13 protein-coding genes are annotated in these 12,928 nt (G+C 43.5%); 6 read left to right on the plus strand and 7 right to left on the minus strand.

From position 1 onward, the window contains the following. Positions 1 to 19: 19 nt before the first annotated feature. Genes J7529_RS01995 through J7529_RS02005 form a run of 3 tightly spaced genes read right to left on the minus strand, consistent with a single transcriptional unit; the run spans position 20 to position 3,198 of the window. Entirely contained in the window at positions 20 to 1,291 is a 1,272-nt protein-coding gene (locus J7529_RS01995; protein ID WP_318727608.1) for an ATP-grasp domain-containing protein, read from the minus strand. An 18-nt stretch (positions 1,292 to 1,309) separates the two neighbouring features. Beyond that, positions 1,310 to 1,879, minus strand: a complete 570-nt coding sequence (locus J7529_RS02000; RefSeq protein WP_271939157.1) for an HD domain-containing protein — start codon at positions 1,877 to 1,879, stop codon at positions 1,310 to 1,312. 2 nt (positions 1,880 to 1,881) lie between these two features. Further along, the gene (locus J7529_RS02005) at positions 1,882 to 3,198 is read right to left on the minus strand and encodes a hypothetical protein (protein WP_318727609.1); all 1,317 of its coding nucleotides are present in this window, start codon (positions 3,196 to 3,198) and stop codon (positions 1,882 to 1,884) included. Positions 3,199 to 3,366: 168 nt separating this feature from the next. Here J7529_RS02005 and J7529_RS02010 point away from each other — a divergent pair, with 168 nt between their 5' ends. After that, positions 3,367 to 4,221 carry a tetratricopeptide repeat protein gene (locus tag J7529_RS02010; protein ID WP_318727610.1) on the plus strand — a complete coding sequence of 285 codons (855 nt, stop codon included), beginning with the start codon at positions 3,367 to 3,369 and terminating at the stop codon, positions 4,219 to 4,221. A 77-nt stretch (positions 4,222 to 4,298) separates the two neighbouring features. Here J7529_RS02010 and J7529_RS02015 read toward each other — a convergent pair whose 3' ends face one another. Next, positions 4,299 to 4,670, minus strand: coding sequence for an SET domain-containing protein-lysine N-methyltransferase (locus J7529_RS02015; protein ID WP_318727611.1), 372 nt, complete (start codon positions 4,668 to 4,670; stop codon positions 4,299 to 4,301). Between the two features lie 13 nt (positions 4,671 to 4,683). Beyond that, positions 4,684 to 5,421, minus strand: coding sequence for a hypothetical protein (locus J7529_RS02020; RefSeq protein WP_318727612.1), 738 nt, complete (start codon positions 5,419 to 5,421; stop codon positions 4,684 to 4,686). 300 nt (positions 5,422 to 5,721) lie between these two features. Between J7529_RS02020 and J7529_RS02025 the strand changes: the two genes are divergently transcribed. The 3 genes from J7529_RS02025 to secF all read left to right on the plus strand — a co-directional run bounded on the left by J7529_RS02025 (position 5,722) and on the right by secF (position 9,209). After that, positions 5,722 to 6,705 carry an alpha-ketoacid dehydrogenase subunit beta gene (locus J7529_RS02025; protein ID WP_318727613.1) on the plus strand — a complete coding sequence of 328 codons (984 nt, stop codon included), beginning with the start codon at positions 5,722 to 5,724 and terminating at the stop codon, positions 6,703 to 6,705. Between the two features lie 106 nt (positions 6,706 to 6,811). Continuing rightward, positions 6,812 to 8,218: a protein translocase subunit SecD gene (secD, locus tag J7529_RS02030; protein WP_318727614.1), complete on the plus strand. Its 1,407-nt coding sequence runs from the start codon at positions 6,812 to 6,814 to the stop codon at positions 8,216 to 8,218. 4 nt (positions 8,219 to 8,222) lie between these two features. Continuing rightward, positions 8,223 to 9,209 carry a protein translocase subunit SecF gene (gene secF / locus J7529_RS02035; protein WP_318727615.1) on the plus strand — a complete coding sequence of 329 codons (987 nt, stop codon included), beginning with the start codon at positions 8,223 to 8,225 and terminating at the stop codon, positions 9,207 to 9,209. Between the two features lie 14 nt (positions 9,210 to 9,223). Here secF and J7529_RS02040 read toward each other — a convergent pair whose 3' ends face one another. Continuing rightward, entirely contained in the window at positions 9,224 to 9,604 is a 381-nt protein-coding gene (locus tag J7529_RS02040) for a DUF6896 domain-containing protein (protein ID WP_318727616.1), read from the minus strand. Between the two features lie 343 nt (positions 9,605 to 9,947). On the opposite strand from J7529_RS02040, the gene J7529_RS02045 reads away from it, so the two are divergent. Together J7529_RS02045 and J7529_RS02050 are read left to right on the plus strand one after the other, a co-directional pair. Beyond that, positions 9,948 to 11,378: a pentapeptide repeat-containing protein gene (locus tag J7529_RS02045; protein WP_318727617.1), complete on the plus strand. Its 1,431-nt coding sequence runs from the start codon at positions 9,948 to 9,950 to the stop codon at positions 11,376 to 11,378. A 79-nt stretch (positions 11,379 to 11,457) separates the two neighbouring features. Further along, positions 11,458 to 11,886 (plus strand): hypothetical protein, encoded by a 429-nt coding sequence (locus J7529_RS02050; RefSeq protein WP_318727618.1) that lies wholly within the window; start codon positions 11,458 to 11,460, stop codon positions 11,884 to 11,886. A 174-nt stretch (positions 11,887 to 12,060) separates the two neighbouring features. Here J7529_RS02050 and J7529_RS02055 read toward each other — a convergent pair whose 3' ends face one another. Further along, a complete protein-coding gene (locus J7529_RS02055) occupies positions 12,061 to 12,906 on the minus strand; it encodes a thiazole synthase (RefSeq protein WP_271939196.1) in 846 nt (281 codons plus the stop codon). Positions 12,907 to 12,928: the final 22 nt, after the last annotated feature.

The following is a 12,928-nucleotide window of genomic DNA, read 5'->3' on the forward strand; positions in this document are numbered from 1 at the left end:
CAGCTCAGGTTAATCTGGATTAATTCCAAGGGGAAAATTCGGGTTGTTTCAAAAGTTGTCGTCTTACTCGATCGGCTTGTTCATGTATTTCTGCATAACTGTTTCCGACTAAATTGAGGGCTGCTATAGTTAAACCACTAGAACTTGTTTCAGTTATTTCCTCTTCGGGATTTAACCTAACTTCTAGGTCAGAAAATTGATGGGCTAATTCAAAATCAAATATATCTTTAGCAATGCCTTTAGCAAACGTAGTTATATAAAATATCCCTCCCACTAATCCGTTGAGAGTCGGCGTTTTGGGTCTAGAACCCATGGCAATTGAAATGAGCGCAGTATAAGGATCACCTTGATTTAAACACTGACGATATAGAGCGGCAGATATCGGTATCATTCGTCCATTAATTTCCATGAGTTTTATTGTTCCTCGATCGCTGACGAAAAATTCTACGTCAATAAATTGATTGTCAAAGCCATACTCGATTAATTGTTGTACAATGTTCCGATACTCTCGAAATAGATTATCTTGAATCGTCAGAGGTAAACTAGAAGAAAAGGTATAATCGGCAAAACATTCGGGTTGTCTTGAATAGTAATGACTGTCAGAAATTCCCCAAATTAATAGTTCTCCATTGCTCACGCATCCATCGACGCAACATTTATAGGGATAGTCAACATATTCTTCAACTAAGATTGGATTTCTATTAATGAGTGGATATTGATCTGAATCTAAATAAAGGGCTAAAAACTTTTGTAAGTCATGGATTCTTTCTACTACATAATCCTGGTAAAATCCAATGGCAGTTTTAGCTTCTTGAATATTAGAAGCTTTGAGGATTGCTGATGAGCAAGCCCCGGTGCAAGGTTTGACGATCCAAGGAAATGGTAGTTCTATTTCTCGAATATATTCAGAGATATTTTTTTCTTTTTCTAATAAACAAATTGTATATTGACTAGATGGGGAATTAATTGTTTTATGGGTGTAATATTTGTGCAAGCATAAAAAAGAGGATTCGACACTCGGGCCGCGCAAGTGTTCAAATTCCTGGCTCAGTTGTGCTTGGAATAAACTGGGAATATCACGAGTCGCTAATAGGACTTTAATATTGTGCTGTTGAATATATTGACGGCACTTTTCTAAGTATTGTATGGCATCAAAGTTTTGACTAAAACCGCTTAATTCTAAGGGCGCATCCAGAAAATGAAATTCATACTTTTCTGCTTCGGGTATGGTTTTACAGTTGAAGTAATCTATGGGTCTAGGACAGATAACTAAGATGGGAATAGGTTCCATAATATTGTTATCGGTTTTCTACTCTTCAAGATAAGGACTGTGATGGCGAGGTTGGGCGAAAATTTTGTAAACGATGGGTTCAAAGAACTCTAAAGGGAGTGTATCATAATTGGGATCAAAACTATTTTGGTCGTAGTTATGACAAAAATCGATCGTAGCTTGATAGTAGGGATGTTGGCGATATTTTTCCCTAGTATAACGGTCTAAACCTCGATGATGTCCCCAGTAATATTTGACAAATATATCATGATGTTCTACTATCCAACACGTTTTTTCAGAAACATAAGGTTGAAGAATAGCAGCCGCTAGTACAGCATGGTTGTAAGGGGCTAAAGTTCCCCCTATATCATGAATTAATGCTGCAACTATCGTTTCTTCATTTTCGTTATTGCGATAGGCTCTAGTCGCCGTTTGCAAAGAATGTTCGTACCGGGAAATTTGATAACCTTCATAAGCAGTATTCAATTCTCTTAAGCTATCTAAAATGCGTTGGGGTAAGTTGGAGGTATATTCTTCAAAACTTTCACATAATAAATCGTAATCTTCTCCATCGCCATGTTCCATCGCGGTAAATTTAACGTGTTTCATGGTTAATTGGAGTTCAATAAGGGCAATTTTTGATTGCAGAAAAAATCTTCTATTTTTCCTTTTTCGCGAATAAGGTGCATTGCTCCGTGACTATAAGCGACTTCTGCTGGATAGTTGTGGAGGGCAAAGTTGGTCAGGCTATGATTAAAGCCATAGGCTCCACAGTTATAGATGACCAGGCGATCGCCGATTCCTATATCTTCTGGAACCTCAACATCCTCAACCATAATATCTAACGGGGTCGGCAGTTTCCCTCCCAAGGTGGCTTTCAGAGTCTTACTGTTATGCTTTCCTACCACTTGCATATATTTGCTTGCTGGCTTCATAGAGAGTCTTAACAGTTGGTGGACTCCACCATCGAGAATGATGAATTTTTGACCTTGAGATTCTTTGAGATCAACGACTTCAGTGATATAACACCCTGCTTCTCCGACTAGGTAACGTCCCATTTCTACCACACATTGGTATGGATAGGAATTATTGTCAAAAATTTGTTGTAATTCTTGACCAAAAGAGGGCATATCAAATTCAGGATCGACCCAATTGTAGGGTATGCCAATGCCTCCACCAAAATCAATAACTGAAATGGCATGGCCTTGGTCGTTGAGGCGGTTTGCGATCGCGATCGTATTCTTCCAAGAAGCCAGTAATTGCGTATAGTCGAGAACGTTACTTTCCGTAAAAATATGAATCCCTTTTAAGTTCAAATGGGGATAATCCGCGATCGCCATCATTGCTTCTGGAGCTTGAGCTTCATCCACCCCAAATTTACTGGCGCTAGTGGCGATGGTTTGAATTTTCAAATTTTGTGGCAAATTCTTACTATCATTCTCCCCACAACTCGTCCCTTTTTCACGTATTTCGCAACTCTGACTGGTTCGATATAAGGGATTAATCCGAATCAAAACATCTTGTTTTCTTCCTTCTTCCTCTGCAAAATTATTTAATCGACGAGCTTCGTTAACGGACTCTAGCACAATCGTGTCAATCCCCGCTTCTACTGCCGCTCTTAGTTCTGAGTTCGTTTTTCCTGGCCCTGTAAACGTAATCTGTTCTGGAGAAAACCCGGCTTTAAGGGCTGCATTTAACTCTCCAATCGAACTGATATCTACCCCTGCTCCTAACTGGGCAAATTGGTGGCAAATGCTTAAATTACTATTGGCTTTCAGGGTATAGAGAACGGTAAAGTTTGCAGGCAGACCTGATATGAGTTTACTGTATTGGTGTTCTATTTTATTAAAATCATACAAATATAAAGGCGTTCCATAATCTTCAAGTACTGCCTTAATTTCTAAAGGAGAAAGCAAACCTTTATTCACTATTGATTTTCCCTCTAAAATATAATTTTTGACTCATCTTAAGTGAAACTTCGAGGTTTTGTCAAGTTTACTCGTCGGTTTTAAGTCATCAAATTTGAGAAAAACGTTTTTGAGATGCTCCCATTCAGTTTAAAATGAAGTCAATTATCCCTTATTGCAAGAGCACTTATGAATCTATTTTGGAAAGGACTGTTAATCGTCGCCATCCTTGTAGCCAGTATTATTTTACCTGCCCAGGCGATTTCGATACGGGAATTTCCCCATCAGATTTGGGATCGGAGCAGTGCAACCCCTCGGTTAATCAGTGCGGTGGATGACGCTAGCACCTTAGAAGACTTGGCACAACAGGCATTTACGGCATCAAATCAGGGCGATTTTGCCGCAGCAGAAGCCTATTGGACGCAAATTTTAGAGAGATATCCGGAAAGTGCAGCCGGTTGGAGCAATCGAGGAATTACCCGTGCGAGCCAGGGGAAATTTGAGCAGGCGATCGCCGATTATAATGAAGCGATTGAACTTGCGCCTTTGGTTACCGACCCCTATCTTAATCGGGGAGCCGCCTTAGAAGGGTTAGGACGCTATGCAGAAGCCATTGAAGACTACAATCAGATCCTGGACATTAACCCTGATGATGCCCAAGCGTATAACAATCGCGGCAATGCCAAAATGGGCTTAAAAGACTGGCAAGGGGCGATCGCCGATTATCAAACCTGTAACGAACTTGCCCCTAACTTTGCTTTTGCCCTAGCCAGTCAAGCCCTCGCCACCTATGAAATCGGCGAAACTGAAAAAGCCATTAAAATGATGCGAAATCTGAACCGCAAATATCCCCAATTTGCCGATATGCGAGCCGCCTTAAGTGCTGCTTTATGGGTAGAAGGAAAACAAGGAGAAGCCGAAAGTAATTGGGTTGCTGCTGTGGGTTTAGATAGTCGCTATAAAGATATCGAGTGGGTGACAAATATCCGCCGTTGGCCTCCAACTATTACAGAAGCATTAGAAAGATTCCTCAACCTGTCTTGATTCAGGAAAAGAAAGACAACTGGGTTTCTTCAGGAATACCTGAGTTGACAACTTTTTGATGTCAACTCAAGACATCATCAGAAAGAATATTGATCGATATTTGTATAGAAGAGCAAACATTCTTCTCTCGGTTGAATCTCCTCAGAAGCGATTAAATGGGCCCATAAACCCGTCTCATCTTCCACCCAATTGATATGAGTATTCGGAGTTTCTGAATGATTACAGAAAGACGCTAATCCAAAAACGAGATAAGCCCTCACCTCTTTACGTTGATCGTATTCTGAAGGAATCACAAAGTAATATTTAAAGACTTGGGTACTATCCAAAATAGATCGTTCTTCTGCTGGAAAATCTACCACTGGCGCTTTTTCAATCAATGTTCCTTGGGGAATCAATTGAGTGGCGACCACTCCACGTCCTTTTTCTGGAAATAATTGAATTTCAATCATGTTCAATCTCTTTTCATGTCAAACGATATTGGTATAAGTCTTGATAGACTTCATTGCATTGAACCAACAGATCTGAAAATTGCTCTGGAATTCGATCGGTCTTAGGGATATAAGGCTTAAATTCGGTTGAGTTTCTTACGGTGTCATACCACTGATATTGAGACCAAATATCATCGGTTGGGTTACGTTTGGGCCAGTGCAACATCTCTTCTGTAAATTCAACCCCTATAGCTTCACAAAGCAAGGATAAAGTGTGGCGTGGGTTGTTCTGTAGATCGTGAGCATCAATCACGGGGGGAATCGTTCCTAAACGGTCACGGACGGTATAAAACAATTGGTGAAGTCGTAAGATCCCGAGCGTTTCTACGGTCGGATTTGGCCAGAGTTTAAGATAGGACAAAAGCATCTGACGCGGTTCCCGAATAAGAAAGCAGTTGGTTAACCCAGAAATCCAGTCCATATCGATATGGGGTAGGAGACGATACACCATAAACTTTTGGTAATAAATTAACTTAGAATTCGGAATTTCTCCATGAATTAATTGCTCTACTATCTTCACCCAATCTGTTTCGTAATGGTTGAGGACGGCCTCTCTTCCGGGGTCTTGGCGGCCAGAAACTAGAAGATAATGGGGATAAAGGGGTTCATCTTGGACAAAAGTGTCTGGACGATTACTCCAAGAACGCAGTAAAACAGTTGAAAGACAGCGTGGACTGGCCCACATACCAATACGCTTGACTGGGATAGCCACTTAATTAACCTCCCTCTCTATAACTCGGAGAGCAGAAATTTTGAAGAACAATGAAAATATTACTCGAAAACTGGAGCAGTTCAGAGTACACAGAAGAAAAAATCTTGAAGGTCAGATGGGATATTCAACAGTGGAGATTAAGAACGAGTTAGCACCTGCCAGATAATAAACGATGCAAATGCCAAATACCCAGCTACCGCCAACCAATCGAGTGCAGATTCGATCGCCATGACTGTGAAGACCCCATTTTTTGTTAAACTGCTACTTTGACCTAACCCCACACTCTATTTATCGTAGCAAATGGCAGAAACACTATTCTTCAATGCCCTCCGGGAAGCGATCGACGAAGAAATGGCCCGCGATCCCTCCGTCTTCGTCCTAGGCGAAGATGTTGGCCAATATGGCGGTTCCTACAAAGTCACCAAAGGACTCTATGAAAAATATGGAGAACTGCGGGTACTCGATACTCCCATTGCGGAAAACAGCTTCACCGGATTAGCGGTTGGTGCTGCGATGACTGGACTGCGACCGATCATTGAAGGGATGAATATGGGCTTTTTGCTCTTAGCCTTTAACCAAATCTCCAATAATGCGGGAATGCTGCGCTATACCTCTGGGGGCAACTTTACGATTCCCCTGGTGATCCGGGGGCCAGGCGGAGTGGGTAAACAACTGGGTGCAGAACACTCCCAACGTCTAGAAGCCTATTTCCAAGCAGTTCCGGGACTGAAAATTGTTGCCTGTTCCACCCCCTACAATGCCAAAGGACTGATGAAATCGGCTATTCGCGATGGCAACCCGGTCTTATTTTTCGAGCATGTCTTGCTATATAACCTAAAGGAAAACTTACCCGAAACTGAATATTTAGTGCCCTTAGACCGGGCAGAAATTGTCCGTCGAGGTAAAGATGTGACGATTTTGACCTATTCCCGGATGCGTCATCATGCCATGCAAGCGGCCAAAACCCTGGAGCAAGAAGGATTCGATCCAGAAATTATTGATTTAATTTCCCTCAAACCCCTGGATTTTGCCACGATTAGCGCATCGATTCGCAAAACCCATCGGGTGGTGATTGTGGAAGAATGTATGAAAACCGGGGGGATTGGTGCAGAATTAACGGCTTCGATTACTGAACAATTGTTTGATGAACTCGATGCTCCAGTGGTGCGCCTTTCTTCTCAGGATATTCCGACTCCCTATAATGGCATTCTGGAAAACTTGACGATTGTTCAGCCGGGTAAAATTGTAGAAGCTGTTAAAAAAATGATGGCACTACAGGTTTAGGAGATGCAAGGATAGGGGGATGGGGGGATGGAGAGACACGGGGATCGCCCATTACTCCCTATTGCCTAGCCTACTCCCTATATCATTCACTATCACAGATTAAACGATGGGGAAACAACGGACAATTTTAGCTTTAATTATTGTGCTGGCGATCGCCGCGATCGCGGTATTGGCGAAAGTCGAAACCCGCCTAGGTTTAGACCTGCGAGGGGGGGCACAATTGACCATTCAAGTAAAAACCACACCAGAAGTCCCGGAAATTACACCTCGTAAATTGGAAGCGGTGCAACGAGTGATGGAAAATCGGGTCAATGGTCTGGGGGTCTCAGAGGCAGCGATCCAGACGGTGGGAGAGGATCAGCTCTCGATCCAACTGCCGGGGGTTAACGATCCAGCTCAGGCGGAACGAGTATTAGGGGGCACAGCTCAGTTAGAGTTTCGCCAGCAACGGCAAGGAACAGAGGATGAATTTGCCGCCCAATTTCAGATTTGGAGACAATTGCAGTTTGAGCAAGCTTTACTGCGACAGGAAGACCCGGAAGTGGCGGAAGAGGCACTCGCCGAAAATCAGGAGCAGATCGCTAAACTCAATGAGGACATTGCTCCCCTCTTTGACAAAGTTGGCTTAACTGGGGAGCAACTGCAAGACTCTTTACCCCGTCCTCCCCAAGGAGGAGCAAACTGGGCTGTGATACTAGAGTTTAATGGTGAAGGGGGAGATAAGTTTGCTGAACTAACGAAAAATTTAGCTGGAACGGGTCGTACTATTGGTATTTTCCTGGATAATGAACTCGTCAGTACCCCAACCGTCGGCGTAGAATTTGCGGAAACCGGGATTGTGGGAGGTCGTGCGGAAATTACGGGGAATTTTACGGCTGAAACCGCTAATGACTTGTCGATCCAACTGCGAGGGGGCGCTCTCCCCGTGCCTGTGGAAATTGTGGAAAACCGCACGGTTGGGGCGACATTGGGACAAGATAGTATTCGTCGCAGTATCTATGCAGGGTTGGGTGGATTATTCCTCGTGCTGGTGTATATGGTGATCTATTATCGCCTGCCCGGGGCGATCGCTAATATTGCCCTCCTCGTCTATGCTCTGCTCACGTTTGCAGCATTTAAGCTATTCCAAGTCACCCTCACCTTACCCGGGATTGCTGGTTTTATCCTCAGTATCGGCATGGCCGTCGATGCTAATGTGTTAATCTTTGAGCGCACCCGGGAAGAACTGCGTGGGGGTAAAACCCTCTATCGTTCCGTAGAATCGGGCTTTTATCGGGCATTTACCAGTATCCTCGATGGTAACCTGACTACCCTGATTTCCTGTATTGCCCTATTCTGGTTAGGCACGGGTTTAGTCCGAGGGTTTGCTCTGACTCTCGGTATTGGGGTCGTCATTAGTATGTTTACCGCCGTTACATGCAGTCGTACCCTGATGTTATACGTGCTTCAGTTTCCCGGACTGCGTAAACCCAACCTATTTTGTCCCAATCTTGCTCCGCTCCCCAAACGGTAAATCCATGATTAGCATTATTAAACAACGTAATCTCTGGTGGTCGATTTCTGCTGGTGTGATTCTAGTGGGATTTTTGGCCATGGCAATTTCTTGGGGGAGTCCAGGAATTGGGGCCCCCCTACGTCCGGGTCTGGATTTTGTGGGCGGAACCCGTCTTCAACTGGATCTTGACTGCACGGAAGTGGGAAATTGTGACCAACCGATTGAGATTGGTAAAGTACGGGAAGTTACGGATCGCCTCGGTATTGCTAATCCCAACATCCAGATTACCGGTGAAGACGGCACTGGAGTGAGTATCCGCACCAAAGATTTGGATGTGGAAGAGCGCACAGAACTGCAAAATAGTTTAGCCGAGGCGATCGGTACATTTGATGTGACCCAAACACAAATTGATACCGTTGGCCCGACCTTGGGGAGACAGTTGTTTACATCGGGTTTACTGGCACTTTTAGTAGCGTTTGCGGGAATTACCCTCTACTTAAATTTCCGTTTCCAGCTCGATTATGCCTTTTTTGCCTTTGTCGCTCTCTTCCATGATGTCTTCGTCACCATGGGAGTCTTTTCGATCTTGGGTTTGATCGCTGGAGTGGAAATTGATAGCCTGTTTATTGTCTCGCTGCTGACGATTATTGGATTTTCTGTCAATGATACGGTGGTCATTTATGACCGGGTGCGCGAGACCCTCCAGTTTTATCCCGAAAAGCATATTAATGATGTGGTTGATGAGGCGGTGAATCAGACGTTGATGCGATCGCTCAATACTAGCATTACCACCATTTTGCCCCTCGTTGCCATCTTCTTCCTCGGTGGCGAAACCTTAAAATTCTTTGCTCTGGCGTTGATTGTTGGCTTTATTTCTGGAGCCTATTCCAGTATCTTTATCGCCAGTACCCTGTTAGCCTGGTGGCGCGAGAAAACCGGCCGCGCTATCCTCGCAACAGTTACGGAGGGAGAGGGAGACATGCTAGACTCTACCCCAACTACTGATTGATATAGGGGGAAGTGCTATACAACTTTGGCCACAGCATTTTCCCAACGATCATTATCTTGGATTAAGGGTCTGTAAAAACGCTTAACTAGTTGTCCATCATTGTACTGTTTTACTAAAAAATCACGTAACTGCCAATCATTTGGATCGGGGCAGAAAAAATCAAAGTCAATTCCTCCCTTATTGTGAGGTTTATGTATATCAACCCCCAGACCATGCGTTCTATAAAACCATTCTGTCCCTGCAATGGAATGATATCCTCTGTATGGCTTGGAGAGTATATCTTCAGGTCGATCTAAACTTAAGTTCTCTTTTAGGAATTGCATTGCCCAATTTCTATGTTCATACCATAGATCGACAATTGCTAAAACTAATTCTATATCATTGGGCACTTCCATAGTTACTTTGCCAGCGATCGCTTTTGAGAAATTTAATTAAAGGTCTAGAATACAAACAAAAATGTTTCCAGGTTATGAAATCAAACAACGAAATAGATTGGTACATAACTTAAAAAAAATAAAGAGTTCTTCAAGTCTAAAAAGTGATAATTTATCCTGTAAATGGACAGAAATCAGTCTTGAATTCTGTTGTTCAAAATTGTCTGATTTACAGGATGAATTTTATGTCTTTTACGAGCATCCCGTACACGAATTTAAAAATAAATTATTTAAAGCTAGTCGAAATGAAGTTACTGGATTTATAAAAGAGGAGATTCTACCTGAAGAAGGTATGGGATTAGATATGACCATCTACTCTTTAGACATGAAAACTATCATTGCATTTAACCATGATGGAGATATTTTTTTAGTTAGGGACAGTAGTCAATACAAGAGATTGGAAAACTGGGAAGAAATGGTCGATAAAAAAAATGAAGATAATCTTGTCAGCATTGAAGATTATGATCCGAAACGAATAGTAGCAAGTATACAGAATTGGACGGAATTAAAACAACAACAGAAGCAGGGAGAATATCAGCTCAGTAATGAGGATGTAGCAGGGCAAGTCTACGATCTCTTTGGTGTAGGAAGATTAACGCCAAAAATTGTAGAGTATGTGCTGAGATTATTGATGGAAATTGAGACATTTGATTATTTGGCGTTGTTTCAACGGTTGCAGGAAGTTTATTATTCCTGGTGTGCAGGGGACTATATTGATGCTCCTCCCAATAAAAACTATCCCCTGAAAAAAATGCTGGCTCTGCAAGAGAGAATGGCAGATAGTCAACTAGCTTTAGGATTACGGCAGATTGATGTTTATACAGGATTAAATGTAACGATCTTGCTCCTAGAGCTGCACCGTTATGGACAAGACAAAGCGGAACTAAGAGATAAAATCAAGTTTTATCCTTGCGGACAACTCAATAATGACGGGAAATTAGAGGATAGTACTAAACTTTTAAGAATCATTGGTTATAGTTCCTGTGTTGGCGTATTAGGTTTTCTCAATATAGTTGGTACCTTTCTTGCAGGTGTCAACCTTAGTGCTGCCAACCTTAGTGGTGTCAACCTCAGTGGTGCTAACCTCAAGCGCGCTAACTTCAAGCACGCTAACCTTATAGGGGCAGACCTCAGTTGTGTCAATCTCAGTGATGCAGGACTTAAGGACACAGACCTCAAGGACACAGACTTGAGAGGGGCAGAACTCAAGGGTGCCAACCTGAGTGGTGCTAATCTCAAGGGCGCTAATCTCGGTTGCACAAACCTGAGTGGTGCTAATCTCAGTCGTGCCAATCTCGATTGTACAAACCTGAGTGGTGCTAATCTCAGTCGTGCTAATTTCAGTCGCGTTAACCTTGTAGATGTAGAACTCATAGAAGCATGTCTGAGTGGTGCTAATCTCAGTCGTGCTAACCTGAGTGGCACAAATCTCAGTTGTGTAAATCTCAGTCGTGCTAACCTGAGTGGCACAAATTTGAGTGATGCCAACCTCAAGGGTACAAATCTCAGTGGTGCTAATCTCAATGGTGCAATCCTCAATCGCACAAATCTGAGTGGCGCAAACCTCAGGGGTGCTAACCTCAATGGTGCAATCCTCAATCGCACAATCCTCAACGATGAAATATGGGGAGATATATGCTGGGATGAAAGAACACAATGGGAAGGCTTGCGGGGACTGAAAACAGCAATTAATATTCCAGATCAATTAAAACAGGAATTAGGTTTAGCGAATTAGAAGAAAGTGACTGATTAGCCATTATCGTGCGAAGCGATGTATAATCTAAATCAGACGTAATTTCTCATTTGGAATTAACTTGGTTTCCCCTGATTCCCAGATTGATCTCGATCCCCAGTTTCAGGCGCAAGTGATGCGTTATCATCAATTGCTGGTTGGGGGACGCTGGTTGGTAGTGATGTTATGGTGGCTGGTTTTGGGACTTCCGAGTCTGTGGATAATGCGATCGCCCCTATCACTCCTGTTTGAGCATTTTACCTGGTCTGGATTGTACTATAGTTTCTATTTCCACCCCCTAGCGGCGATCGGCTTTTCCAGTAGTATTGGTTTAACAACTGCTGTTTTAGTCTGGCAAAGTCGCAATATTCTCGTAGGCTTTGCGCTCCCTTATCGCAAAGGCCTAGAGCGTAAAGTCTATCGCATTCATCAACAGGGAAAAAGTCATCCCCTCTGGAGCTGGGTGGTTGAAGGTCAGGGGAATGGGAAAGGAATAGGCAATAGCCAATAGAAGATCTCCTAACTCCCCCTTTCTCTGCGATAACATATTGCTTCGCGCGGCAGAAGAGTAATGAGTAAATGGGTCAACCGTTTTTCACACCATAGTTCCCATTTTTAAGACTTTTTAACGAGTAACTCAAGCCCCTGGAGTCAAGCCAGGGGATGCAGTGAGGACAATTCCGGTTTAATTGATTGTACCGGTTAGGGGAGAGCTGGCACTGGCATAGGCTTTGACGGGAATTCTACCCGAAACGGCAGCGATGCGTCCAGCTTCAGTAGCCAAGCGGAAAGCACTGGCCATGGCGGCAGGATTTTGGGATTGGGCGATCGCCGTGTTAATCAATAAAGCATCTGCTCCCATTTCCATTGCTGTTGCTGCTTCTGAAGGCGTACCAATACCCGCATCGACAACAACGGGTATCTTAGAATTCTCGATAATAATGCCAATATTAGCCCCATTTTTAATCCCTTGTCCGGAACCAATCGGAGACCCCAAAGGCATCACGGTGACACAACCGACTTCTTCGAGACGCTTGGCCAGCAAGGGATCGGCATTAATATAGGGTAAAACCGCGAATCCTTCTTTGACCAATTGCTCGGCCGCTTCCAAAGTGCCGATGGGATCGGGAAGCAAATATTTGGGATCGGGAATCACTTCTAACTTGATAAAATTATTATCTTCCTGACCCAGTAATTTTGCCATTTCGCGCCCCAGTCGAGCTACCCGCACGGCATCTTCTGCGGTTTGACATCCGGCAGTATTGGGTAACATCCAAATCTTTTGCCAATCAATGGCTTCGGCTAATCCTTCATGGCCGGGTGCTTTCGTTTGTACGCGACGCACCGCTACCGTGACAATCTGGCAACCGCTGGAAACAATGCTCTGTTGCATTTCGGTAAAGGAGCGATATTTACCTGTACCCGTCATCAGGCGCGAGTTAAAGGTTTTACCGGCGATTTCTAAGGGAGAATCACCTGGGATATCAGCATCAGGTTGTTGTTGAGGAATACTGCGATCGAGGGTTTGCATAGTTGGGTATGACATTGGACAA

Source organism: Roseofilum sp. Guam (genome assembly GCF_017746735.1).
Lineage (GTDB): Bacteria > Cyanobacteriota > Cyanobacteriia > Cyanobacteriales > Desertifilaceae > Roseofilum > Roseofilum reptotaenium.